Source organism: Streptomyces sp. NPDC055140 (assembly GCF_053607285.1).
In genome coordinates this window covers 201804-225417 of record NZ_JBSGTG010000004.1, presented here as the reverse complement: position 1 = coordinate 225417, position 23614 = coordinate 201804, and the positions used below count along the sequence as shown (strand labels likewise).

23 protein-coding genes and 1 tRNA gene are annotated in these 23614 nt (G+C 71.6%); 15 read left to right on the top strand and 9 right to left on the bottom strand.

The window, feature by feature from the left end; genetic code table 11:
- Genes ACWFR4_RS11170 through ACWFR4_RS11155 form a run of 4 tightly spaced genes read left to right on the top strand, consistent with a single transcriptional unit; the run spans window position 1 to window position 4046 of the window.
- Window positions 1-924 (top strand): ABC transporter permease, encoded by a 924-nt coding sequence (locus ACWFR4_RS11170; protein ID WP_453652024.1) that lies wholly within the window; start codon window positions 1-3, stop codon window positions 922-924.
- Complete coding sequence (locus ACWFR4_RS11165; RefSeq protein WP_453652022.1) at window positions 917-1888, top strand: ABC transporter ATP-binding protein; 972 nt, start codon at window positions 917-919, stop codon at window positions 1886-1888. Before ACWFR4_RS11170 ends, ACWFR4_RS11165 begins: the two co-directional genes overlap by 8 nt.
- Window positions 1885-2871, top strand: coding sequence for an ABC transporter ATP-binding protein (locus tag ACWFR4_RS11160; RefSeq protein ID WP_453652020.1), 987 nt, complete (start codon window positions 1885-1887; stop codon window positions 2869-2871). The genes ACWFR4_RS11165 and ACWFR4_RS11160 overlap by 4 nt, the downstream gene beginning before the upstream one ends.
- Window positions 2868-4046: an ROK family protein gene (locus ACWFR4_RS11155; protein WP_453456773.1), complete on the top strand. Its 1179-nt coding sequence runs from the start codon at window positions 2868-2870 to the stop codon at window positions 4044-4046. Before ACWFR4_RS11160 ends, ACWFR4_RS11155 begins: the two co-directional genes overlap by 4 nt.
- A 538-nt stretch (window positions 4047-4584) precedes the next feature.
- Here ACWFR4_RS11155 and ACWFR4_RS11150 read toward each other — a convergent pair.
- Window positions 4585-4669, bottom strand: a tRNA-Leu gene (locus ACWFR4_RS11150).
- 188 nt (window positions 4670-4857) lie between these two features.
- On the opposite strand from ACWFR4_RS11150, the gene ACWFR4_RS11145 reads away from it, so the two are divergent.
- The 3 genes from ACWFR4_RS11145 (at window position 4858) to ACWFR4_RS11135 (ending at window position 7446) form a co-directional block, all read left to right on the top strand.
- Window positions 4858-6183: a M20/M25/M40 family metallo-hydrolase gene (locus ACWFR4_RS11145; protein ID WP_376257120.1), complete on the top strand. Its 1326-nt coding sequence runs from the start codon at window positions 4858-4860 to the stop codon at window positions 6181-6183.
- A gap of 151 nt (window positions 6184-6334) precedes the next feature.
- Complete coding sequence (locus ACWFR4_RS11140) at window positions 6335-6568, top strand: chaplin (protein ID WP_376539378.1); 234 nt, start codon at window positions 6335-6337, stop codon at window positions 6566-6568.
- A gap of 140 nt (window positions 6569-6708) precedes the next feature.
- Window positions 6709-7446, top strand: a complete 738-nt coding sequence (locus ACWFR4_RS11135) for a chaplin family protein (protein ID WP_453456776.1) — start codon at window positions 6709-6711, stop codon at window positions 7444-7446.
- Between the two features lie 76 nt (window positions 7447-7522).
- Here the strand turns inward: ACWFR4_RS11135 and ACWFR4_RS11130 are convergent, their stop codons facing one another.
- A complete protein-coding gene (locus ACWFR4_RS11130; protein WP_067429589.1) occupies window positions 7523-7711 on the bottom strand; it encodes a DUF5703 family protein in 189 nt (62 codons plus the stop codon).
- Between the two features lie 47 nt (window positions 7712-7758).
- Between ACWFR4_RS11130 and ACWFR4_RS11125 the strand changes: the two genes are divergently transcribed.
- Window positions 7759-8460 (top strand): hypothetical protein, encoded by a 702-nt coding sequence (locus tag ACWFR4_RS11125; protein WP_453468086.1) that lies wholly within the window; start codon window positions 7759-7761, stop codon window positions 8458-8460.
- An 82-nt stretch (window positions 8461-8542) separates the two neighbouring features.
- Here the strand turns inward: ACWFR4_RS11125 and ACWFR4_RS11120 are convergent, their stop codons facing one another.
- Window positions 8543-10789 carry a helix-hairpin-helix domain-containing protein gene (locus ACWFR4_RS11120; protein WP_453652018.1) on the bottom strand — a complete coding sequence of 749 codons (2247 nt, stop codon included), beginning with the start codon at window positions 10787-10789 and terminating at the stop codon, window positions 8543-8545.
- Window positions 10786-11769, bottom strand: coding sequence for an aldo/keto reductase (locus ACWFR4_RS11115; protein WP_453468088.1), 984 nt, complete (start codon window positions 11767-11769; stop codon window positions 10786-10788). Before ACWFR4_RS11115 ends, ACWFR4_RS11120 begins: the two co-directional genes overlap by 4 nt.
- Window positions 11770-11897: 128 nt before the next feature.
- Between ACWFR4_RS11115 and ACWFR4_RS11110 the strand changes: the two genes are divergently transcribed.
- Both ACWFR4_RS11110 and ACWFR4_RS11105 read left to right on the top strand, forming a co-directional pair.
- Window positions 11898-12953, top strand: a complete 1056-nt coding sequence (locus ACWFR4_RS11110; RefSeq protein ID WP_453652016.1) for an LLM class F420-dependent oxidoreductase — start codon at window positions 11898-11900, stop codon at window positions 12951-12953.
- Between the two features lie 235 nt (window positions 12954-13188).
- Window positions 13189-13977, top strand: coding sequence for a ferritin-like domain-containing protein (locus tag ACWFR4_RS11105; protein ID WP_453652014.1), 789 nt, complete (start codon window positions 13189-13191; stop codon window positions 13975-13977).
- Between the two features lie 20 nt (window positions 13978-13997).
- Here ACWFR4_RS11105 and corA read toward each other — a convergent pair whose 3' ends face one another.
- Entirely contained in the window at window positions 13998-14996 is a 999-nt protein-coding gene (gene corA, locus ACWFR4_RS11100; RefSeq protein ID WP_453468091.1) for a magnesium/cobalt transporter CorA, read from the bottom strand.
- Window positions 14997-15058: 62 nt separating this feature from the next.
- Between corA and ACWFR4_RS11095 the strand changes: the two genes are divergently transcribed.
- The 5 genes from ACWFR4_RS11095 (at window position 15059) to mshC (ending at window position 19103) form a co-directional block, all read left to right on the top strand.
- Entirely contained in the window at window positions 15059-15745 is a 687-nt protein-coding gene (locus tag ACWFR4_RS11095) for a histidine phosphatase family protein (protein WP_453652012.1), read from the top strand.
- Window positions 15746-15845: 100 nt separating this feature from the next.
- Window positions 15846-16436: a DUF3090 domain-containing protein gene (locus ACWFR4_RS11090; RefSeq protein WP_266566185.1), complete on the top strand. Its 591-nt coding sequence runs from the start codon at window positions 15846-15848 to the stop codon at window positions 16434-16436.
- Entirely contained in the window at window positions 16400-17236 is an 837-nt protein-coding gene (locus ACWFR4_RS11085) for an SCO1664 family protein (protein ID WP_453652010.1), read from the top strand. Before ACWFR4_RS11090 ends, ACWFR4_RS11085 begins: the two co-directional genes overlap by 37 nt.
- A 104-nt stretch (window positions 17237-17340) precedes the next feature.
- Window positions 17341-17781, top strand: a complete 441-nt coding sequence (locus ACWFR4_RS11080) for an SRPBCC domain-containing protein (protein ID WP_453468093.1) — start codon at window positions 17341-17343, stop codon at window positions 17779-17781.
- 92 nt (window positions 17782-17873) lie between these two features.
- The gene (gene mshC, locus ACWFR4_RS11075) at window positions 17874-19103 is read left to right on the top strand and encodes a cysteine--1-D-myo-inosityl 2-amino-2-deoxy-alpha-D-glucopyranoside ligase (protein ID WP_453652008.1); all 1230 of its coding nucleotides are present in this window, start codon (window positions 17874-17876) and stop codon (window positions 19101-19103) included.
- 160 nt (window positions 19104-19263) lie between these two features.
- Here mshC and ACWFR4_RS11070 read toward each other — a convergent pair whose 3' ends face one another.
- The 4 genes from ACWFR4_RS11070 to ACWFR4_RS11055 all read right to left on the bottom strand — a co-directional run bounded on the left by ACWFR4_RS11070 (window position 19264) and on the right by ACWFR4_RS11055 (window position 23614).
- Window positions 19264-20304, bottom strand: coding sequence for a PAC2 family protein (locus tag ACWFR4_RS11070; protein WP_453461713.1), 1041 nt, complete (start codon window positions 20302-20304; stop codon window positions 19264-19266).
- Window positions 20305-20488: 184 nt separating this feature from the next.
- Entirely contained in the window at window positions 20489-21160 is a 672-nt protein-coding gene (locus tag ACWFR4_RS11065; RefSeq protein ID WP_453461710.1) for a FadR/GntR family transcriptional regulator, read from the bottom strand.
- 196 nt (window positions 21161-21356) lie between these two features.
- Window positions 21357-22625, bottom strand: a complete 1269-nt coding sequence (locus ACWFR4_RS11060) for an MFS transporter (RefSeq protein WP_453652006.1) — start codon at window positions 22623-22625, stop codon at window positions 21357-21359.
- On the bottom strand, window positions 22622-23614 hold the full coding sequence (locus ACWFR4_RS11055) for a Rieske 2Fe-2S domain-containing protein (RefSeq protein ID WP_453461705.1): 993 nt from the start codon (window positions 23612-23614) through the stop codon (window positions 22622-22624). The genes ACWFR4_RS11060 and ACWFR4_RS11055 overlap by 4 nt, the downstream gene beginning before the upstream one ends.

Below are 23614 nucleotides of genomic sequence, written 5' to 3'. Positions count from 1 at the left end.
ATGACCACCACCGCCATCACCGCCCCACCTCCCGAGAAGGCCTCCGCCCGCACCCGGGCGGGAGGCGGCCTGTGGAGGGCGGTCCGCGGCAACCGTAAGGCCATGGCCGGTGCGGTGATCCTGCTGATCTTCACCGTCGTCGCCGCGTTCCCGAGCCTGTTCACCTCCGTCGACCACCCCGACGAGGCGAACTTCGCCCCGCGCCTCGACCCGTCCACCGCCCATCTCCTCGGCACCACGGCGCTCGGCCAGGACATCTACTCCCAACTCGTCCACGGCACACGGGAATCGCTCGTCATCGCCGTCGTGGCCGGCGCGCTCGCCACCGTCCTGTCCGTGATCATCGGCGTCTCCGCCGCGTACCTCGGAGGCATTGCCGACGACCTCCTGTCCCTGCTGACGAACGTGGTCCTCGTCATCCCCGCCTTCCCCCTGGTGATCATCCTCGCCAAGTACGCCGGCAAGGGCTCGCTCACCGTGATCCTCGCCGTCCTCGTCTTCACCGGCTGGTCCTACGGCGCCAACCAACTGCGCGCCCAGGCCTTGTCGTTGCGCAACCGGGACTTCCTGGAGTCGGCCCGAGTACGCGGCGAGCGACGCTCGTACATCATCGTCTTCGAAGTCCTGCCGACGATGACGTCCCTGATCGTCGCCAACTTCCTCGGCGCCGCGCTCTATTCGGTGCTGAGCGCGGCCGGCCTGCAGTTCCTCGGCCTCGGCGACCCGAACTCGCAGAGCTGGGGCACGATGCTCTACTGGGCCCAGAACCAGCAGGCACTGCAGACCGGCACCCCGCTGTGGTCCATCGCCCCCGGCCTCTGCGTCGCCCTGCTCGGCGTCGCGTTCGCCCTCGTCAACTACGCCTTCGACGAGATCGGCAACCCGGCCCTGCGTCCCGTACGAAGGAGGCGCAAAGGTGCCTGAACCCCTGCTGAGTGTCACTGACCTGACCGTCGTCTACGACACCGCGCGCGGCCCGGTCACGGCCGTCGATCACGTCGAACTCGCCGTGGAAAAGGGGCAGTTCACCGCTGTCGTCGGTGAATCCGGCTGCGGCAAATCCACCCTGATGTTCGCCGTCGCGCAGCTGCTCAACCCGCCCGCCCGCATCGCCGGCGGCGCTGTCCGCTTCCGCGGCGAGAACCTCGTCACCCTCGGCGAACGCGAACTCAACACCCTGCGCTGGCGCGACTACTCCGTCGTCCTGCAGTCCGCCATGAACGCACTGAACCCGGTGGCCACCCTCGCCGCCCAGTACAAGGACGCCATGGCCGCCCACGGGACTTACACGAACGAGGAGATCCGCGCCCGCTCCACCGAGGTCCTCGACCTCGTCGGCATCGACCCGGTCCATCTGCACAGCTACCCGCACCAGCTCTCCGGAGGCATGCGCCAACGCGCCATGATCGCCATGGCGCTGGTGCTCACCCCGGACCTGGTCATCATGGACGAGCCGACCTCCGCGCTCGACGTCGTCGCCCAGCGCTCCCTCATGGTCCAGATCAAGGAACTCCAGCAGCTCCTCGGTTTCGCCGTCGTGTTCGTCACCCACGACATGTCCCTGGTGAGCCACTTCTCCGACCAGCTCCTCGTCATGTACGCGGGCCAGGTCGTCGAGCAGGGCCCCACCCGCACCGTCTTCGACCACCCCTCCCACCCCTACAGCCGCGGCCTCCTCGAAGCGTTTCCCTCGATCCGCGGCCCCCGCGTCCCGCTGCACGGCATCCCCGGCAGCCCGCCCGACCTCGCCGCGCCCCCGGCCGGCTGCCGCTTCACCCCGCGCTGCCCCCTCGTCCACGAGCGGTGCCACGTCAGCGAGCCCGCCCTGTACGAAGTGGGCGCGGCCCGCTCCCGCTGCCTGCTGCACCTCACGGAGGCCGCCTCATGAGCCCTCTCCTCGAAACGATCGGCCTCACCCGCCACTTCAAGGTCGGCACCGGGCTCACCCGCAGCGTCCTGCACGCCGTCGACGACGTCGACCTCGCCATCGGCGAACGCGAGATCGTCGCCCTCGTCGGCGAGAGCGGGAGCGGCAAGTCCACGCTCGCCCGCCTCGTCGCCCAGGTCCACAAGCCCACCCGCGGCGAAATCCGGTACCAGGGACAGCTGTTGACCGCCCAGCGCGGCCGCAGGGCCAAGCTCGCCTACCGCGGCGACGTCCCCATGGTCTTCCAGGACCCCTTCGCCTCCCTCAACCCCGCCTACCGTGTCTCCCACGGCATCCTGCGCGGCCTCAAGCTGCACCGCCCCGAACTGAGCGGCGCCGAGCGCCAGGCGGAGGCCGAGCGGGTCGTCGAGGCCGTCGGCCTCACCCCCGCTACCGAGGTCCTCTCCCGCTTCCCGTACGAACTCTCCGGCGGCCAGCGCCAGCGCATCGGTTTCGCCCAGGCCCTCGCCCACCGCCCCAAACTGATCCTCGCCGACGAACCCGTCTCCATGCTCGACGTCTCCATCCGCATCGGCCTGCTCAACGTCATGGCCGACCTGCGCGAGACCGAGGGCGTCTCCATCCTCTACATCACCCACGACATCGCGGGCGCCCGCTATCTCTCCGACCGGATCGCCGTCATGTACGGCGGTCACATCGTCGAGACCGGCCCCACCGAGGACGTCCTGGCCCACCCCCGCCACCCCTACACCGAGCTGCTCCTGTCCGCCGTCCCCGATCCGCGCGCCCCCCTCGACGTCGACGCGGCCGCAGCCAAGACCGACCCGCCCGTCGTCATCGACCCCACCCCCAGCTGCCGCTTCCGCACCCGCTGCCCGCTCGCCGTCGACCAGTGCCACCACGTCACCCCGCGCCTGCAGCCGGTCGCCGAGGGCCACACGGCGGCCTGCCACGTCACCGCCCCGCCCGAGGGCGCCCGGTGACCACGCCCCCCTGGAACCGCCGGCGCCTGCGCAGCAACAACGAATGGCTGCTCCTCGAGCGCCTGCGCCTGGAAGGGCCCGCCTCCCGCGCCCAACTCGCCCGCGACAGCGGCCTGTCCAAGCCCACCGTCTCCTCCGCCCTCGCCGCTCTGGAACGCGCGGGCCTGGTCCGCGAGGCAGGTACTCACGCCCAGAGCAGGGGACGCGTCGCCGTCCTTTACGAACCCGACCCGAGTGCCGGACACGTCCTCGGCATCGACATCGGCCGCGCCCGGCTGCGCACGGCGGTGGCCGACCTGGCGGGCGAGATCGTCTCCCGTACGGAGTTACGCAACCGGGGCCGCAGCGCGGGAGCGGTCGCCGACGCCGCCGTCGCCTGCGCCGAACAGGCGCTCGCGGAAGCCGGGTTGAGCCAGGCCGACATCGTGCACACCGCCGTCGGCACCCCCGGCGTCCTCGACCGCCACACCGGCCGGGTCCGCTACGCCGTCAACCTGCCCGGCTGGGGCCGCCCCGGCCTCGTCGAGCGCATGCGCGACCGGCTCGGCACCCCGCTCTCCGTCCACAACGACGCCAACCTCGCCGCGCTCGGCGAGTACACCTTCGGCGCGGGCGCCGACAGTCATCTGTTCGTGTACGTCCTGATCGGCACCGGGCTCGGCATGGGCGTCGTCGCCGACGGTGAACTCTTCCTCGGCGCGCACGGCGCCGCGGGCGAGATCGGCTTCCTGCCGCTGGACGGTGTCCCGGCATCGGGGGCGGCCCCCCGGCGCGGCATGCTGGAGGACGCGGTCTCCGCCGACGCCGTCGTCCGCGCCGCCCGCACCCTGGGCATGACCGGACCTCTCACCGCCAAGCGTGTCTTCGACGCCGCCCGCACCGGCGACAGTGCCGCCCTGGCCGCCGTACGCCAGGAAGGCGAGCGCCTCGCCCTCGCCGTCGCCTCCGTGACCGCAGTCCTCGACCCCGATCTCGTGGTGCTCGGCGGGGGAGTGGGCCGCGGCGCCGACCTCCTTCTGACGACCGTGGCCGACACCTTGCACCGCCTCACCCCGCTGCGCCCCCGCGTCGAGGCCAGCACGGCCGGTGACGACGCGGTCCTGCGCGGCGCCCTCACCACGGCACTGCGCGCGGCCCGCCCCCTCGTCTTCGACCGGCGCACCGCAGCCACATGACACACCGGGTGCCGTCGGCTGAGACGCACCGGTTCCGTGCCCTGTATACGCACCGTGGGCCGCCCGGCACGAGGCGTCGATCACACACGGAGCCTGTCCGACGGCCCGGCGTCGCCAAGCTCACGGGACGGAGAAGCCGTGCGTTACGAACTGTCCGACCTGCGCCTCCGCGCCATCGCGGAGGCGCACAGTCTCTCGCTGGGCACCTCCGCCGTGTTCATCACGCCGTCCACCGCCAGCTACCGGCTGAAGAACCTGGAGAGCGCGCTCGGCACCCCTTCGTCGGATCGGCCATCGCCCTGCTGCGACGCTCCTCGGAACAGCCGACGACCGCCGCCTGAGCGGGGCATCGAGGCTGGCGAGACCCCTGTGAGGGCATGATCAGAGCTCTGGGTGTGCTCACCGGCCGACTGCCCGCCTCGGCCCCGGACCGCAAGCGGCCGCTCTACGAAGCGTTCAGGCTCGCCATCACCCTGGACATGAAAAAGAGGACCGCGATGGTCACATCGCGGCCCTCTCAAACATGTACTTCTTGAAGTGTCCGAGGGGGGACTTGAACCCCCACGCCCGATAAAGGGCACTAGCACCTCAAGCTAGCGCGTCTGCCATTCCGCCACCCGGACAAGGTGTCTGTCTTCGCGGGGTGTTCCCCGCGGCGACAGAGAGAACATTACCAGGCCCGAAGGGGTACCCGATCCCGCCACCTCTTCGCTGTGAACGGCGGATGACGACCCCCGCCCGCCCTTGGGCCGCGGCCTCCGGAGAGGGAGGATGAGGGGGACCACCAGCAACGACAGTGGGAGGAACAGGCGTGAGCGAGTCGAGCACGGGCAGGACGGTCTCGGGCGAGGACGAGGTCGTCGACCTCTGTCGTGAGCTGATCCAGATCGACACCAGCAACTACGGCGACCACTCGGGCCCCGGCGAGCGCAAGGCCGCCGAGTACGTGGCGGAGAAGCTCGCCGAGGTGGGCCTCGAGCCCAAGATCTTCGAGTCGCACCCGGGCCGGGCCTCCACGGTCGCCCGCATCCAGGGCGAGGACCCCTCGCGGCCCGCGCTCCTGATCCACGGCCACACCGACGTCGTACCGGCCAACGCGGCGGACTGGACCCATCACCCGTTCTCCGGCGAGATCGCCGACGGGTGTGTCTGGGGTCGCGGGGCCGTCGACATGAAGGACATGGACGCGATGACCCTCGCGGTCGTCCGCGACCGGCTGCGTAGCGGCCGCAAGCCCCCGCGCGACATCGTCCTGGCCTTCCTCGCCGACGAGGAGGCGGGTGGCACGTACGGCGCGCGGCACCTCGTCGACAAGCACCCGGACCTCTTCGAGGGGTGCACGGAGGCGATCAGCGAGGTCGGCGGGTTCTCCTTCACCGTCAACGAGAAGCTACGGCTCTACCTCGTCGAGACGGCCCAGAAGGGCATGCACTGGATGAAGCTGACCGTGGACGGCACCGCCGGCCACGGTTCGATGATCCACAGGGACAACGCGATCACCGAGCTGTCCGAGGCCGTCGGGCGCCTGGGGCGGCACAAGTTCCCGGTGCGGGTGACCAAGACGCTGCGGCACTTCCTCGACGAGCTCGGCGACGCGCTCGGTACCGAGCTCGACCCGGAGAACATGGACGAGACGCTCGCCAAGCTCGGCGGCATCGCCAAGCTGATCGGCGCCTCGCTGCAGAACACCGCGAACCCGACCCAACTCGGCGCCGGCTACAAGGTGAACGTGATCCCAGGGCAGGCCACCGCGCACGTCGACGGCCGCTATCTGCCGGGCTACGAGGAGGAGTTCCTCGCCGACCTGGACCGCATCCTCGGCCCGAACGTGAAGCGCGAGGACGTACACGCGGACAAGGCCTTGGAGACCACCTTCGACGGTGCGCTCGTCGACGCCATGCAGACGGCGCTCCAGGCCGAGGACCCGATCGCCCGCGCGGTGCCGTACATGCTCTCCGCCGGCACCGACGCCAAGTCCTTCGACGACCTCGGTATCCGCGGGTTCGGCTTCGCCCCCCTGAAGCTGCCGCCGGAGCTGGACTTCGCAGGCATGTTCCACGGCGTCGACGAGCGGGTTCCGGTCGACGGGCTCAAGTTCGGTGTGCGTGTGCTCGACCGGTTCATCGACGCGTCCTGATCCGGCGGGACCGCGCCGCCGGTATTCGACTGCGCGTACGCACTGGACTGGAAAGAGTGAAAGGAAACATAGGCTCGTAGCCTCATCAGTCCCTCCTCGTTACAGGAGGTGCGGTCCGCGGCTGGGACTGCATTGCCAACAAGGAGGAATAATGATCAAGAAGGTCGTCGCTGCTGCGGCTGCCACGGGTGGTCTCGTGCTCGCTGGTGCGGGCATCGCTGCTGCCGACTCCGGTGCCCAGGGTGCCGCCGTGAAGTCTCCCGGTGTGATCTCGGGCAACGTCATCCAGGTTCCGGTCCACATCCCGGTGAACGCCTGTGGCAACACGGTGTCCGTGATCGGGCTGCTGAACCCCACCTTCGGCAACGCCTGCGTCAACAAGTGACGCTGTTGTGCATCGCCCCTTGAGGGCCTGAGTCCGTCGGCCCCGGAGTGCGCGCCATGCGCTCCGGGGCCGATTGGGTATTCCGCGCACGTGTATGGATGCCCGTGCGCATTCCGCAAGGCATAAGGCAGGTTAAAGCTATGCGACAGGTCACGCGCAAAGGCCTGATCACCGTGGCGGCCGCGACCGGCGTACTCGCCGTGTCCGGTGGCTACGCCCACGCAGACTCCGGTGCCGAGGGGGGCTCGTCGGGATCGCCCGGCGTCCTCTCCGGCAACACGATCCAGCTCCCCGTGGACATCCCGGTCAATGCGTGCGGCAACACAGTGAACGTCGTCGGGTTGCTCAACCCCTCGTCGGGCAACGACTGTGCCAACACGTCGAAGCCGGGCGGCGGCCACCCCGGTGGGAGCCACCATCACGGCGGCGGCGCCACGGCCGAGGGGGGCACGAGCGATTCGCCCGGTGTCGGCTCCGGCAACCATGTGCAGGTCCCGGTCCACGTGCCGGTCAACGCCTGCGGCAACAGCGTCTCGGTCATCGGGCTTCTCAACCCCGCAGGGGGCAACGACTGCGCGAACTCGCCGGGAGGCGGCGAGCCGACGACCCCGCCTACCAAGCCGCCGACGAAGACCGTGCCGGGCACGCCCCACCACCCCGTCACGCCGTCGAAGCCGAGCCACCCCGTCACGCCGTCGAAGCCGAGCCACCCCAGCACCCCGAACCACCCGGGGCCGCAGACGGTCACCCAGCCCAAGGGTTCGGAGCAGCTCGCCGAGACCGGCAGCTCGATGCCGCTGGGTACCGTCCTGCCGGCCAGTGCGGGTGCCCTGCTCGCGGGCGCGCTTCTCTACCGGCGGGCGCGGGCAGGCGTGTGACCGCCGCGTGACGCGGCGTGACTGAGAAGGTGCGGAACGGAGCGGGCCCAGTAGCGACGGGGCCCGCTCCGTTCACTCACCACGTGGCGCGCAGCTGGCGGATGATCCGCCGGCGCAACCGCACTCTGCGGCTGCCGTCGCGCAGCAGGCTCAGGCGGTCCAACTCCCAGTGTCCGTACTCGGCATGGTCGGTCAGCAGGCGTGTGGCGTCCTTGCGGGAGACCCCGCGAGGGACGTACACGTCGACAAATTCGTATTCCGGCATCGCATCTATTGTGCGGGCACGGGCTGTGTACGGATAGCGTCTGCTCTATGTCTGATGCTGCGCAGCCCACCGCTGCCGAGGTACGCGCCGCCGCCGAGGCGGTCAAGGCTGCGCTCGACCGCCACCTGGCGGCTGTCGAGCGCAGGTCGGGTGAGGACGATCCGGCCGTCTACGAAGCGTTCAACGAACTGGCCGCGGCGGCCGAGGAGTACGACGAGCTCCTCTACGACCGCTACGACGAGGTCACCCCGTTCGAGATTCCCGGTACGGAGGACTCGCTGCCCCCGTACACCGGCCCCGAGGAGCCGAACGCCCTGAGCGTGCTCATCCGCCGCGACTACGCCGTGGTGGAGCCGCAGCGACTGCTCGCGCAGGCCCAGCGGGTCGCCGACGTGGAGGCCGACTCGGACCTCGGCGACGGCGCCGCGGCGGCCGTCGGGACCATCGGGAACAGCGTGCACGCTGCCCTCGGTGTCCTCTTCGGCGAGTTCGAACCCGACGAAATCGCTTCCCGGCACAAGGAGTTCGGCCTGGAGGAGGGCGACTCCACGCTGTGGGTGACGGCCTCGGACGAACCGGCGGAGCCGGGGGAGTGGCTGGACGCGCCGTTCGACCAGGCCGATCCGCAGCGGGTCGTCTGCCGCTTCGACGTCAGCTCCGTCTTCGACGACGAGCTGGACGGCGACCTAGCGGACGACGAGCCCGACGCGGTCGCGGGCGCCACGGAGGACGAGCTGGAACCGACCTGACACGGCCGGTGACGGTGTGAGCGAGCGAGTGAGGGGCGGGTGGACTTCGGTCCGCCCGCCCCTCACGCTTGCCGCTGTGTGTCTACTGCGTCGGCGGGACCTGCGCGCGCAGCAGGGTCTGCAGTCGCGTCGTACGCGGCTTGGCCGGGACCTCGGCCACGGCGCGCGGCAGGGCCGCGTCCGCGCCGTGCACCACCGAGAGGTGCCGCTCACCGCGGCCGAACGCCGTGTACACCCACGGGCGGCTCAGCGCCTGCGTCGCGTCGCCCGGCAGCACGACCACCGCCGCGGGCCACCGCAGCCCCACCGCCTGGTGCGCGGTCAGCGCCCACCCGTGCCGCACGGTCCGCTCCACCGCGTCCTGCGGTACGACGACCGGGGTCCCGGCGCAGTCCAGGTGCAGGCCCTCCGCGTCGGCCCGCACCACCCGGCCGGGCACCGTGCGGCCAGGGGCCGGTACGTACGCGATCCGGTCGCCCGGGTCGAAGCCGCCGAAGCGGCCGGGGCCGGGGTTGAGGCGCTCCTTGAGGGCCGCGTTCAGCGCGCGTGTCCCGGCGGCGCCCCCGTGGCCGGGGGTGATGACCTGGGTCTGCTCGGAGGGCACGCCGATCGCCCGCGGCACCGAGTCGGCGACCAGCTGTACGGCCCGATGGATCGCCTCGGCGGCGTCGCGCACCGGCACGATCACCACTTCCTTGCCGGGGGCCGCCACCTCGTTCAGCTCGCCCACGCCGATGCCGGAGACCAGCTCGCCGACCGGGCCGGGGTCCGGGGTGCGGGAGGCGATCTGGGGGCACACGCGGGCCGCGAGGAGATCCGCGAAGACCCGGCCGGGGCCCGCGGACCACAGGACGGACGGGTCACCGCTGAGGACGAGCCGCGCGCCGTCCGGGAGCGACTCGGCGAGCATCGCGGCCGTCTCCACGTCGAGCTGCGGCGCGTCCAGGACCACCAGCAGGTCCACCGCGAGCGCGCCGTCCCGGTCCCGGCCAGGGCCCTCGGTGCCGGACAGCAGGCCGGACACGGTGACCGCGGTGCCCTCCGGGGCGTCGGGGCCGAAGTGCTCGGCGAGGCGGCGCCGCCCGTCGACGCTGTGCGCCGCGGCGCACACGCGCAGGCCGAGGCGCGTCGCGGCCTGGACGAGTGCGGCGGGCTCGGCGCGGGCCGCCTCGGCGCCCGTGTGCAGGACGAGGCCGTGTCCGGCGGCCGCCCTGATCAGCTCGGCGGTGGAACCGCCGGCCGCCGCGGCGACCGGCTCCCAGTCCGCGAGGGCCTGCGAACTGTCTTCCTTGGAAAGGGAGTTGACCATCCGGGCGAGCCCGTCGGCGAGGCTCTCCTCGGCCAGCGCGTACCGCTCGAGGCCGACGAGCACCCGGACCGGCCGCTCGGCTTCGTCGCCGTCCTGCGAGCCGTCCTCCGGGCCGTCCTGCGCTGAGGTCTCCTGGGTGCTCTCCGGGGCGCGAGCGGGCCCACCGGGCGGCTCTTCCAGCGCGTCCTGGAAGACGAGCGCGTCGCCCTCCGCGATGGCGCTCTGCACCGCCTCGTCCGGGTCGGGCACGGCGCGCTTGCCGAGCGCCTCCGCGAGCAGAGGCGCGTCCAGGGCGGTGTGCCCCGCGACCGCGGCCTGTTCCAGCAGCCATACGGTGACGGCACGGCCCCTGCGCTCGTCGTCGGGGCCGCACTCGGCGCCGAGCAGCGCGCGGGCGAAGCCGTCCGCCTGCTCGGGGCGCACGCCCGGGATCCGCAGAAGCTGCCACGGGTCGTCCCGGAGCGCGCGGTCCGCGCCCTCGCCGAGCGTCGCGGCGGCAGGTGCGGACAGCGAGGTGGGGGCGCCGCCCTCGGCCAGGAGGGCCCGCACGGCGTCGACGGCCTCCGCGGCCGGTTCGGCAGGCCCCGAGGGCGCGGCGGCCGGCGCACGGCGGACGGGCTCGGCGACGACCTTGCGGGGAGCCGGTGCCGGCTCGCTGAACACGGCGGCGGGCCGCTCACCGCTCTCGACGGCCCGGACCGCGGCGAGGAGATCGGCGGCCGTACCGCTCAGCTTCCCCCCGGCCGCGATGGGCCCTTCCTTGGCCGCCTTCCGCTGGGCGATCCGCTCCTGCAACTCCCGCTGCGCGGCGATCTCGGCAGCGGCCTCGGACTCACCCTCGCCTTCGGCGGCGGCTCCGTCCTGACCGGCGGCGGCACCGGCGCCCTCGTCCGTCTCGGCCGGATCAGGGGTGCCGGCCCCTTCCTCGGGGCCGGTGGCCTCCGCGCCTTGCCCGGCGCGGGGCGCGTCGGTGTCGGCCGGGCCCGGGTGGCCCTCCGCGGCAGCGGGCTCCGTACTCACAGCGTGCTCCAGTCCTGATCGGGATAGCGGTGCACGGGCGCCGACACGTCGTCGAGCGCCTGGCAGATCTCGTCAGGAAGACTAAGGGCCTCCACTGACAATGCCGCCGTGAGCTGCTGCGAGTTGCGCGCGCCGATGATGGGGGCGGCCACCCCGGGCCGGTCGCGGATCCAGGCGAGGGCGACCTGGAGCGGCGTCACCGCGAGGCCGTCCGCCGCCGTGGTGACCGCGTCGACGATGCGGGCCGCGGCGTCGTCGAGGTAGGGCGCGACGAAGGGCGCCATGTGGTCGGACGCGCCCCGCGAGTCGGCAGGTGTGGCGTTGCGGTACTTGCCGGTGAGGACCCCGCGGCCGAGCGGCGACGACGGGAGCAGACCGATACCGAGGTCGCGCGCTGCGGGCAGGACCTCCCGTTCGACCCCGCGCTGGAGCAGGGAGTACTCCATCTGCGTACTGGCGAGCCGGGTGCGTATCCCCGGTGCGGCCAGCTGCCACGTGCCGGCCTTGGCGAGCTGCCAGCCGCAGAAGTTGGAGACGCCGGCGTACCGGGCGCGGCCGCTGCTCACCGCGATGTCGAGAGCCTGGAGCGTCTCGTCGAGCGGGGTGGCCGGGTCGAAGGCGTGGACCTGCCACAGGTCGACGTAGTCCGTGCCGAGGCGGGCGAGGGACGCGTCGAGGGCGGAGAGGAGATGGGCGCGCGAGCCGTCGAAGCGGCGGTCCGGGTCGGGCACGCTGCCCGCCTTCGTCGCGATGACCAGATCGCGCCGCGGCACGAGGCCCTCGACGAGCTGCCCGAGGAGATACTCGGCCTCCCCGCCCCCGTAGACATCGGCCGTGTCGACGAGTGTGCCGCCCGCCTCCCAGAAGGTCTTCAACAGGTCCGCGGCGTCGTGCTCGTCGGTGTCGCGGCCCCATGTGAGGGTGCCGAGCCCGATCCGGGACACGCGCAGGCCGGTGCGGCCGAGATGCCTCTGCTCCATGGGCGCTGAGATTACTGGCCGGAAGTCGGTTATTGGGGGCCTGTGGACAACCGGCCTCTGCCGACCCCCGAACCGGCGCGCTAGGGTGCCCGGACAAAGGACGTTACTGATCAGTAAGGGGATCGGCCATGGAGCTCGGCATCAACCTCGGTTACTGGGGCGCCGGAATGGACGCGGACAACCTGGCCGTCGCGCGGGAGGCCGACAAGCTCGGCTACGCAGTCTGCTGGGCCGCGGAGGCCTACGGCTCGGACGCGCCCACGGTGCTCTCCTACGTCGCCGCGCAGACCGAGCGCATCGACATCGGCTCCGCCATCATGCAGATCCCCGCCCGCCAGCCCGCGATGACCGCGATGACGGCCGCGACCCTCGACTCCCTGTCCGGCGGCCGCTTCCGCCTGGGCCTCGGTGTCTCCGGCCCGCAGGTCTCCGAGGGCTGGTACGGCGTGAAGTTCGACAAGCCGCTCGCCCGCACCCGCGAATACGTCGACATCGTGCGCCGCGCGATGAGCCGCGAGCGGCTGTCGTACGAGGGCGAGCACTGGACGCTGCCGCTGCCGGGCGGCCCGGGCAAGCCGCTCAAGATGACCGTGCACCCGCAGCGCGAGCACATCCCGCTCTACATCGCGGCGATCGGCCCGAAGAACCTGGAGCAGACCGGCGAGATCGCCGACGGCGCCCTGCTGATCTTCCCGGCCGCCGAGCACCTGGAGGAGACCGCCCTGACGCACCTGCGGGCGGGGCGCGAGAAGGCCGGCAAGACCCTGGAGGGCTTCGACGTCGTCCCGACGCTGCCCCTCGCGCTCGGCGCCGACAAGGACGTGCCCGCGCTCGCCGACATGTTCCGCCCGTACACCGCCCTGTACGTCGGCGGCATGGGCAGCCGGAAGCAGAACTTCTACAACCAGCTCGCCCAGCGCATGGGCTACGAGAAGGAAGCCGCCGAGATCCAGGACAAGTACCTGGGCGGCGACAAGGAGGGTGCGGGGGCCGCGGTGCCGCACCAGCTGATCGACTCGACGACGCTGCTCGGCTCCGTGGAGCGGATCGCCGAGCGGATGCAGGCCTACGCGGCTGCCGGGGTGACGACCCTGACGCTGGCCCCGGCCGGCTTCACGCTCGACGAGCGGCTCGCGGCCCTGCGGGCCGGCACCGAGGCCCTGGGACGGGCCGGACTGGCGTAACCGCGGGGAGAGGAAAGTTCTGCGGCCGTGGTGGGGGCTCGGGGGTCTTCCCCGCCACGGCCGTCACGGGTAACAACGTCTCATCGGGCACCTGGTTACGCCTAGGGACCCTCTCTCGGGGTCCTTCCTTCGGCCGAGTGGCCCCACACAGCTGTTGCCCGGTCCGGCATGCCGTATTTGACTCGTTTTCGGCGGAACCCCGCACGGACGCGCGGCGCGCACGGAGGTGCCAGAGATGCTGTCGGCCAAGAGTCTGTTCCAGGAGATCCTCGACGACGACGAGTCTTTCCGGCTCTTCTGCTCCATCGCGGCGAGCGGGGAGTCGCAGGGAGGCTGGGAGAACGGCCGAATCGCCGCGCTCGTCCCCCTCAGCGAGCGGGACCTCGCGCCCAAGGTGGCGCGGCACGGCGCGGACGAGGACAAGCACGGCCGGATCTTCAACGCACTGATGAAGAAGCGCGGCCTGCAACCCGTGGACGTACCGCCGGAGACCGACTACACGATGCTCCTGGAGAAGCACGGCATCGGCCTCGCGCACCAGCAGCTCAAGGCCGACGATCCGCTCACCGTGCGGGACGTCGTCACGTATCTCGCCCACAGCCGGGTCACCGAGCAGCGGGCCTCCGAGCAGATGGACCTGCTGCGCAAGTACTTCGCGGACGACCCCGACATCGGCCGCGCGGTGAAGATGATCTCGGCCGACGAGGACAACCACCTCGCGTACTGCCACGAGGAGCTGCTGCGCTTCGCGTACGCGGGCCACGGCCGCGACATCCAGCGCATCCTGCGCGAGTGCGCCCTGGAGGAGATCCGCGTCTACCGCGACGTCAGCCTCGCCGTCACGGAGCACATGGGGCACATCCTGCGCTGGCCGAAGCCCAAGGCGGCCCTGCTCGCGGTCGGCATCCACGCCGTGTACGCGTACGAACGCCTGGTCGGCTGGCGGCGGATGGTGTCCCTGGAGATGCCGGAGCGGCGCAACGCGCTGGGCGGGCCCGCGGCGAGCGCGGTCGAGTTCGCCTAGGCCCCCGCGGGAGGTGCGCGCTACAGCCAGCCGCGCCGCTTGAACGTCCGGAACAGCAGAAGTTCCAGGGAGAGCATCAGAAGGATCACCAGCGGATACGACCACATCCAGTGCAGCTCCGGCATGTGGTCGAAGTTCATGCCGTAGATGCCGGCGATCAGGGTCGGGACCGCGGCCATGGCGGCGTACGCCGAGATCTTGCGCATGTCGTCGTTCTGCCGCACGCCCATCTGTGCCAGGTGCGCCGACAGGATGTCCGAGACGAGCCGGTCGAGGGCGTCCACCGACTCGTTGACGCGCAGGAGGTGGTCGCTGACGTCACGGAAGAACGGCCGCGCCGAGTCGTTCACGAAGGGCACGGATCCCACGTACTGGCCGGTTCCGGAAAGCCGGGCGAGCGGGAGCATCAGCGGGCCCGTGGCCCGGCGGAACTCCAGGATCTGGCGCTTGAACGTGTAGATCCTGGACGCCGTGTTGCGCGAGCCGCCCCCCTCCGGCGAGAACACCTCCGCCTCCAGCCCCTCCATGTCGGTCTGGAGCTCGGTCGCGACCTCCAGGTAGTGGTCGACGGTCGCGTCGGCGATCGAGTACAGGACCGCGGTGGGGCCGTGCCGCAGCACGTCGGGGTCGGCTTCGAGCCGCTTACGTACGACCTTCAGGGGTGCGCCCTCGCCGTGCCGGACGGTGACCACGAAGGAGTCGCCCATGAAGAGCATGATCTCACCGGAGGTGACCTTGCCGCTGTCCGTCTCGTACACGACCGGCTTGAGGACCACGAAGACGGAGTCGTCGTACACCTCCAGCTTCGGCCGCTGATGAGCCTTGAGTGCGTCCTCGACGGCCAGGGGATGCAGCCCGAACTCGGCGCTGACCCGCTCGAACTCGGCCTCCGACGGCTCGTACAGGCCGATCCAGACGAAGGAGTGGCCCTCGGCCCTGGCCTCGGCGAGCGCGTCGGAGAAGTCAGCGGGCCCCTCGGTCCTGCGCCCGTCCCGGTAGATGCCGCAGTCGACGATCACGCTTCGTATTCTTCCCAGGGGGTGCCCGGGCCGCACGTTGCACTGGGCCTAGGCTGGCCCGCATGCCCACGCTGATCCTCGTCCGGCACGGACGCTCCACCGCCAACACCGCGGGCCTGCTCGCCGGGTGGACCCCCGGTGTCTCCCTCGACGAGCGCGGCGCCGCACAGGCCGCCGCGCTGCCGGAGCGGCTGGCCGCGGTGCCCCTCGCCGAGATCGTCACGAGCCCCCTCCAGCGCTGTCAGGAGACCCTGGCCCCGCTGCTCGCCGCCCGCCCGGAACTCACCCCGCACACCGACGACCGCATCGGCGAGTGCCACTACGGCGACTGGTCGGGCCGCAAGCTCGCCGAACTCGTCGACGACCCGCTGATGGAGGTCGTGCAGCAGCACCCGTCGGCCGCCGCGTTCCCCGGCGGCGAATCCATGCGGGCCATGCAGCACCGGGCCGCGGAGGCCGTACGCGAGTGGAACGCGCGCGTGGAGCGCGACCACGGCCCGGGCGCCGCCTATCTGATGTGCTCCCACGGCGACATCATCAAGTCGCTCGTCGCGGACGCCATAGGGCTTCATCTGGACCTCTTCCAGCGCATCTCCGTGGAGCCCTGCTCGGTCACGGCGATCCGTTACACCCGGCTCCGCCCCTATCTCGTCCGCCTCGGCGACACCGGCGACTTCGCGTCGCTCGCCCCGCGCGAGAAGCCGGCCGAGGGGGACGCCCCGGTCGGGGGCGGTGCGGGCGCCCCGTGATCGTCCGCCGCAGTAGGGTGAAGCCGTCGCAGTAACTGCAGTTGTTGCCGCGCCCGATCAAGCAGTCGGTCCCAGCAGTCGATTCCAATGGAGACAGGACGTGTCCCGTCAGGTGTTCCTCTACGACCCCCCGGAGCGCTTCGTGGCCGGCACGGTCGGGCTCCCCGGGCGCCGGACCTTCTTCCTCCAGGCCTCGGCCGGCGCCCGTGTGACGAGTGTGGCCCTGGAGAAGACCCAGGTCGCCGCCCTCGCCGAGCGCATGGACGAGCTCCTCGACGAGGTCGTGCGCCGCAGCGGCGGGAACGCGCCGGTGCCCGCCGTCGTGCCCACGGAGATCCACGACACCGCGCCTCTCGAGGCGCCCGTCGACGAGGAGTTCCGGGTCGGCACGATGGCCCTCGCCTGGGACGGCGAGGAGGAGCGGATGATCGTCGAGGCGCAGGCGCTCGTCGAGCTCGACGCGGACTCCGACGAGGACCTCGCGGAGGCCGAGGAACGGCTGCTCCAGGACGAGGAGAACGGCCCCCCGATGCTGCGGGTCCGGCTCACCGGCGTACAGGCGCGCGCGTTCGCCAAGCGCGCCCTGGACGTCGTGAACGCGGGGCGTCCGCCGTGCCCCCTGTGCAGTCTGCCGCTCGACCCGGAGGGACACGTATGCCCGCGTCAGAACGGATACCGGCGAGGAGCGTGACCGTCTCGGACACGGACCTCCTCACCAGGGGCGAGCTGGCGGTCCAGGGGCGCATCCGTGAGGCGTCGAACGCGGTGCTCCTGTGCACGGTCACCCACGCGGGCCGAGAGGCGTCGTGCGTGTACAAGCCCGTCGCCGGCGAGCGCCCCCTGTGGGACTTCCCCGACGGCAACCTCGCCCGGCGCGAGGTCGCCGCCTACGAGGTCTCCGAGGCCCTCGGCTGGAGCCTCGTACCGCCGACCGTGCTGCGCGACGGGCCGTACGGCGAAGGCATGTGCCAGCTCTGGATCGACCGGGCCGAGGAGCCCGCCGAGGGTGCTGAGCTGCTCGCTCTCGTGGAGGGTGAGGAGCCGTCCGACGGGTGGAAGGCCGTCGGGTTCGCGGAGGTCGGAGAGGGGCGCACGGCGCTGCTCGTGCACGCCGACGACGTACGGCTGCGGCGCCTCGCCGTGCTGGACGCGGTGATCAACAACGGCGACCGCAAGGGCGGCCACCTCCTGGTCGACGCCGAGGGGCGCCTGTTCGGCATCGACCACGGCGTCTCCTTCAACACCGAGGACAAGCTGCGCACGCTCCTGTGGGGCTGGGCGGGGGAGCCCCTGACCGGAGAGGCGACCGAGGCCCTGAAGGCGCTCACGGGCGCCCTGGAGGCCGGGAAACCCCTCGCGCTGCGGCTCGCGGAGCTGATCACCGAGGCCGAGCTGGACGCCGTACGCGCACGGGTCGACGCGATGCTCACGACCGGGAAGCACCGGGAGCCGAGCGGGGAGTGGCCGGCCATCCCCTGGCCGCCTGTGTGAGCCGGCCCGTCCGAGCTCTGCGGTCCGCGTCCGGGGGCGCATGTCCGTGGCTGCGGCTACGTTCGAAGAGATCCTCAGGGGATCCCTGGAACGGAGGCCACGCCGTGAAACTGATCGTCGAGGACCGGATCGACCGGCCCGTGAAAGACGTGTTCAACTCCATCGTGAGCCCGGAGGGGCTGTCCAGCTTCTTCACGGCTGACGCCTCCGCCCCGCTGATCCCCAACACCACGGTGACCTGGCGTTTCGGCCATGTCGACGCGACGTTCGACGTCGAGATCGGGCCCGTGGAGACGGACCGGCTGATCTCGTGGAGCTGGCCCGGGGGAGACGTGACCATCGAGCTGGAGCGGGCCGACGACGGCGCGGCCACCCTTCTCACGATCACCGAGCAGCCCATGGGGCAGAGCCTGGAGGGCGCCGCGCGGGCCGTCGGGCAGACTCAGGGGTGGACGTACTTCGTGACGGGGCTCCGAGCCCATCTGCTGTATGGCATCCGCCACTTCGGACTCTCGGGCGCCATCCGTGCCACCGTCGAGGCCTGACATGGCACCCGAGCGGACCGCAAGAGGGCCTTCCCGGCCATCGGACCCGGTCCGGTTCGTATGCGGAAGCTCCGTCCGGTTAGGCTCATGGCATGCATGCCTGGCCCGCTTCTGAGGTCCCCGTCCTGCCTGGCAAGGGCCGCGACCTGAGGATCCACGACACCGCGACCGATGGCCTCGTCACCCTCGAGCCCGGTCCCGTCGCCCGTATCTACGTCTGTGGGATCACCCCGTACGACGCGACCCATATGGGTCACGCGGCGACCTACAACGCGTTCGACCTCGTCCAGCGCGTGTGGCTCGACACCAAGCGGCAGGTTCACTACGTCCAGAACGTGACGGACGTCGACGATCCGCTGCTCGAGCGCGCGATTCGTGACGGCGTCGACTGGACCGGACTCGCGGAGCGCGAGACCGCCCTCTTCCGCGAGGACATGACCGCCCTGCGGATGCTGCCGCCGCAGCACTACATCGGAGCCGTCGAGGCGATACCCGGCATCGTGCCGCTCGTCGAACGGCTCCGGGACATGGGCGCCGCCTACGAGCTCGAGGGCGACGTCTACTTCTCCGTCGAGTCCGACCCCCGGTTCGGCCAGGTCTCGCGCCTGGACGCCGCGGCGATGCGGCTGCTGTCCGCCGAGCGGGGCGGTGACCCGGACCGCCCGGGCAAGAAGAACCCGCTCGACCCGATGCTGTGGATGGCCGCCCGCGAGGGCGAGCCGAGCTGGGACGGCGGCTCGCTGGGCCGCGGCCGGCCCGGCTGGCACATCGAGTGCGTCGCCATCGCCCTCGACCACCTGGGCATGGGCTTCGACGTGCAGGGCGGAGGGTCCGATCTGGCCTTTCCGCACCACGAGATGGGCGCCTCGCACGCGCAGGTACTCACCGGCGAGTTCCCGATGGCCAAGGCGTACGTCCACGCCGGCATGGTCGCGCTCGACGGCGAGAAGATGTCCAAGTCCAAGGGCAACCTCGTCTTCGTCTCGAAGCTGCGGCGCGACGGGGTCGACCCGGCCGCGATCCGTCTCGCGCTCCTCGCGCACCACTACCGGGCCGACTGGGAGTGGACCGACCAGGTCCTGAGCGACGCCGTCGAGCGGCTCGGCCGGTGGCGTGCCGCCGTGTCCCGCCCCGACGGTCCGGCCGCCGAGGCGCTCGTCGTGGAGATCCGCGAGGCGCTGTCGAACGACCTCGACGCACCGTCCGCGCTGCTCGCGGTGGACCGCTGGGCCGCGCTTCAGACGGAGCGGGGCGGCACGGACGAGGGGGCGCCCGGCGTGGTGTCCCGCGCGGTCGACGCCCTGCTCGGAGTGGCGCTCTAGACGCCTCGGTCCCGGGCCCGGTCCCGGGGCACACATCCCTCGACCGCCCTCGAATTCCACGGAGTTCGGGGGCGGTCACGTTTGCCCGTGCGAGGGCAGGCGCACAGCGAAGGGGCGGTGCACACCATGTGTGCACCGCCCCTGCTGAGCCGTCTTCGTCCTACTCCGGCGAGTCCTCGGAGGAATCGTCCCCGGAGTCGGCGGACGTGTCCGTGTCGCCCGTCCCGCCGGGGCCTTCCGTGCCCGGATCGGGGCGCTGGGGCCGCGGCGGCCGGGTGCGCTCGCTCGGGGTGTCCCGCAGGTACGACGCCGTGTCGCCGGCGTCCGTCGCGTGGCCGGCCGGACCGCCCGGAGGGCCGCCGCCGTCCCTGCGCCGCAGATAGCGCTCGAACTCGCGGGCGATCGCCTCGCCGGACGCCTCGGGAAGCTCCGCGGTGTCCCGGGCCTCCTCCAGCGACTGCACGTACTCGGCGACCTCGCTGTCCTCCGCCGCCAGCTGGTCCACGCCCAGCTGCCACGCCCGGGAGTCCTCGGCCAGCTCGCCCAGCGGGATGCGCAGGTCGATCAGGTCCTCCAGGCGGTTGAGCAGGGCCAGCGTCGCCTTCGGGTTCGGCGGCTGCGACACGTAGTGCGGCACCGCCGCCCACAGGGAGACCGCGGGGACGCCCGCGTGCGTGCAGGCCTCCTGGAGGATGCCGACGATGCCCGTCGGACCCTCGTACTTGGTCTCCTCAAGGTCCATGGTGCGCGCCAGGTCCGCGTCGGAGGTGACGCCGCTGACCGGCACGGGCCGCGTGTGCGGGGTGTCGCCGAGCAGCGCGCCCAGGATGACGACCAGTTCGACGCCCAGCTCGTGCGCGAAGCCGAGCAGCTCGTTGCAGAACGAACGCCACCGCATCGACGGCTCGATGCCCCGGACCAGGACCAGGTCGCGCGGCTTGTCGCCGCCGACCCTGACCACGGAGAGCCGGGTCGTCGGCCAGGTGATCTTGCGCACACCGCCGTCGAGCCACACCGTCGGCCGGTTGACCTGGAAGTCGTAGTAGTCCTCGGCGTCGAGCGCCGCGAACACCTCGCCCTTCCACTCCTTGTCGAGATGCGCGACCGCGGCGGAGGCGGCGTCACCGGCATCGTTCCAGCCTTCGAACGCGGCCACCATGACCGGGTCGACCAGCTCGGGAACCCCCTCGAGCTCGATCACCCAGCGCCTCCTTCCGACGTTCCCCCAGTGCCCTGGTGGCCTGGGGGGACCCCCATCGCGTACCTGCCCACCTTACGGCGTCCGCGAGGGCCATCCGCAGCCCCCTTGTGCGGGGGGAGTGACCGGATCACTGCCCCGCGATCCGCCCTCGCACTCCCCTTTCACGCCCGTAGCGGAACCCGTGTCAGAGCGTCGAGCGCAACCACTGCTCCACGCTCGCGATGTGCACCGTCGCCCACGACCGCGCCGCCTCCGCGTCACCGTCGCGCAGCGCCGCCAGGATCGCCCGGTGCTCGTGCAGGGTCCGGCTGACCGCGTCCTCCTGCGTCAGCCCGCGCCAGACGCGCGCACGGGTCGTCGGGCCGGACAGGCCGTCGATGAGCGAGCACAGGACCGAGTTGCCCGAGCTCTGCACGATGCCGCGGTGGAACTCCAGGTCGGAGGCGACGAGTTCCTCCACCGAGGGCGCGGCTCCGAGCGCGTCCAGCTGGGCCGCGAGCGCGTCGAGCCGTGCCTCGTCGATCCGGGTGGCGGCCATCGCGGTCGCGGCCGGCTCCAGGATGCGACGCACCGCGAGGAATTCGAGGACGGTGTCGTCGCGGTGGAAGTCGACGACGAAACTCAGGGCCTCGAGGAGGAGTTGGGGGTCGAGGCTTGTGACGTACGTCCCGTCGCCCTGCCGCACGTCGAGGATGCGGATGAGGGACAGGGCGCGGACGGCCTCGCGCAGGGAGTTGCGGGACAGGCCGAGGTCGGCGGCGAGTTCGCTCTCCTTGGGGAGCCGGTCGCCCGGGCGCAGGGCGCCGGAGACGATCATGCCCTTGATCTTCTCGATGGCCTCGTCGGTGACAGCCATGGCGGCCTCCCTGTCCTCGGTTGGAGCGCCACCGTCTGGAGCGCCGATACCTCCGATGTATCGGCTCATTATGTGTGCAGGGATGCGGTGGGCGGGGCGGAGTCCCGCAACCACGACCTGATCGTGCGGGTGTGGAACGGAACACCCGGACGACGAACGACGCATGCCCGGCCGGGATCTCCCCGGCCGGGCGGCCTCAACTCGCCTCGCTGTGCTCCAAGTCGGAGCACTCTGTCGAGGACTTCGCACCTGCGCCCGACGGGCCTTGAACCGGCCGCGCGAGCAGCCAGGCCCCGCACACCAGCGTGATCAACTGCGCCCCGGCCAGCAGCGTGAACCCGGCGCCGAAGCCGTGCCCGCCGCTCGCCGCGATGGCCACGCCCATCAGCATCGGCATGAACGCCGAGACCAGGTTGCCGACCCCGTTGACCACCCCGTACGCGCTGCCCACGAAACGGGCCGGCGCACAGTGCTGGACCAGCGTGGGGATCGCCGGACCCTGCAGGCCCCAGAACGCGCCCGCGAGGATCAGGCCCGTCGTCGCCGCCCCGTCGCTGTCCGCCCCGGCGACGAGGAGGACACAGACCGCCGTGCCGGCCGAGCCGACGACGAACGGCAGCGCGAGCAGCCGCCGCGGCAGCCGGTCGAGCAGCAGCCCGCCGAGGAACCCGGACACCAGCGACATCAGGAACGGCAGCGATGACACGGCGCCCATGGCGGTCAGGGAGAAGTGCCGCTCCTGGATCAGATACGTCGGCAGCCAGGCGCTCGAACCCCACAGATACGCGAGCGTGGCGATCTCGATGAGCAGGATCGGCGCCAGGCGCGGCATGCTCAGGGCGCCCTTGAGGGTGGTACCGAACCCGGACCGGCGGGCCCCCGCCACACCCCGGCCACGGACGAACAGGGCTATCAGCGGCAGGCCGATCACCGCGTTGAGCGCGGCCAGGGCGAGGAACGACGTATGCCAGTCGAAGTGGTAGACGAGATACGTGATCAGGGGGAGGCCCGCGGCCGTGCCCAGGGACACCCCCATCGAGCTGACCGCGTTCGGCCGTCCCGCCTCGTGCGGCGGGAAGTGCTCGCGCACGTACATCGTCTTGAGCGAGAACAGCGGCCCCTCGGCCGCGCCCAGCAGGGCACGCAGGACGGTGAGCGTGAGCGCGCCCAGGGCGTACGGCGACAGCAGCGTCATCACCGACCACAGGGCCACGCTCACGAACAGGCCGCGCCGCGCCCCGAGCGTCGTCTCGTAGAACGGGGTGAGAAAGAAGGCCGCGATGCCGTAACCCACGAGGAAGACGGTCGACAGGGCGCCCTGAGCCACCCGGTCACCGGTGATGCCGAAGTGGTCGGTGAACGCCTCGTCGGTGATGAGGACGGAGACGTTCACCCGGTCCACGTAGCTGATCAGGACGATGACCAGGAGGCTGAGGACGCCGGCCCAGCGGGCTCTCAGACTCACGCGGACGCCTGCTCCGCGGCGGCCGCCCGGTACATGCGGCGCAGGCGCACCACGCCCAGGTCGTGCTGGTAGAGGTTCTCGCGCTGGTCGGCGTCCGCCGGCATGGCCTCCAGCATCACGCGGTCCTGTTCGAGCACATCCCAGTGGCGCTTCTCGATGAGGGTCTTGTAGAGGAAGCGCCAGGTGTCGCGCTGCCAGCCCTCGACCCTGCGGTAGCGCCAGAAGAAGACGCCGCAGCGCTTCTCGTCGACGGGGCAGACCATGCCGACGATGCCGAACGGGCCGCCGGGGCCGGCCGACGGCGGGTACGGGATCGACAGGTCGACCCAGTCGACGCCGGTCTGGCACAGCTCGACCCAGTCGAAGTTGACGCCCCGCTGGTCGGTCTTCTCGAAGAAGTAGCCCCGGTCGGTCTCGCGGATGCGGAACTTGGCCGTCGTGTCACCGTCGAACATGGTGTGCGAGTCGTGGTGCAGGAAGGCACCGTGCATCGGGTCGAGGAGGTTCTCGACGGCGTAGCGCCACGGCACGTCCCACTCCGCGTAGCACAGGATCGCGTCGGTGCCGGGGTCGGTCAGCGGCTCCGGGAGCGTCAACTCGGCCGGTTCCGGGTGCTCTTCGTCGCCGAAGTAGGCCAGGACCGCGCCGCCGACCTCGCGCACGGGCAGCGACCTGACGAGCTTCTTGCCCTCCAGGTTGCAGCCGGGCAGGCCGGGCACCGAGGAGACGGTGCCGTCGCCCTCGACCTCGACGCCGTGGTACCAGCACGCCACCCGGTCGCCGAGGTGCTTGCCGAGCGACAGGGGCGCGCCGCGGTGCGGGCAGCGGTCCGCGAGCATGGACAGCGTGCCGTCGGAGCGGCGGAACAGGAGCCACTGCTCGCCGAGCGCGGTCACCTTGCGCATGGCGCCGGGCGCGACGAACGAGGACGGCACGACGGGGTGCCACTGGTTGCGCAGGCCCGTCGCGTAGATGTGGTCGGCGGTCAT

Coding starts and splice junctions, on each gene's coding strand:
- ACWFR4_RS11170 (WP_453652024.1), top strand. CDS start 1: ATGACCACCACCGCCATCACCGCCCCACCTCCCGAGAAGGCCTCCGCC.
- ACWFR4_RS11160 (WP_453652020.1), top strand. CDS start 1,885: ATGAGCCCTCTCCTCGAAACGATCGGCCTCACCCGCCACTTCAAGGTC.
- ACWFR4_RS11140 (WP_376539378.1), top strand. CDS start 6,335: ATGATCAAGAAGGTCGTCGCTGCTGCGGCTGCCACGGGTGGTCTCGTG.
- ACWFR4_RS11135 (WP_453456776.1), top strand. CDS start 6,709: ATGCGACAGGTCACGCGCAAAGGCCTGATCACCGTGGCGGCCGCGACC.
- ACWFR4_RS11130 (WP_067429589.1), bottom strand. CDS start 7,711: ATGCCGGAATACGAATTTGTCGACGTGTACGTCCCTCGCGGGGTCTCC.
- ACWFR4_RS11125 (WP_453468086.1), top strand. CDS start 7,759: ATGTCTGATGCTGCGCAGCCCACCGCTGCCGAGGTACGCGCCGCCGCC.
- ACWFR4_RS11115 (WP_453468088.1), bottom strand. CDS start 11,769: ATGGAGCAGAGGCATCTCGGCCGCACCGGCCTGCGCGTGTCCCGGATC.
- ACWFR4_RS11110 (WP_453652016.1), top strand. CDS start 11,898: ATGGAGCTCGGCATCAACCTCGGTTACTGGGGCGCCGGAATGGACGCG.
- ACWFR4_RS11105 (WP_453652014.1), top strand. CDS start 13,189: ATGCTGTCGGCCAAGAGTCTGTTCCAGGAGATCCTCGACGACGACGAG.
- ACWFR4_RS11095 (WP_453652012.1), top strand. CDS start 15,059: ATGCCCACGCTGATCCTCGTCCGGCACGGACGCTCCACCGCCAACACC.
- ACWFR4_RS11085 (WP_453652010.1), top strand. CDS start 16,400: ATGCCCGCGTCAGAACGGATACCGGCGAGGAGCGTGACCGTCTCGGAC.
- mshC (WP_453652008.1), top strand. CDS start 17,874: ATGCATGCCTGGCCCGCTTCTGAGGTCCCCGTCCTGCCTGGCAAGGGC.
- ACWFR4_RS11065 (WP_453461710.1), bottom strand. CDS start 21,160: ATGGCTGTCACCGACGAGGCCATCGAGAAGATCAAGGGCATGATCGTC.
- ACWFR4_RS11055 (WP_453461705.1), bottom strand. CDS start 23,614: ATGACCGCCGACCACATCTACGCGACGGGCCTGCGCAACCAGTGGCAC.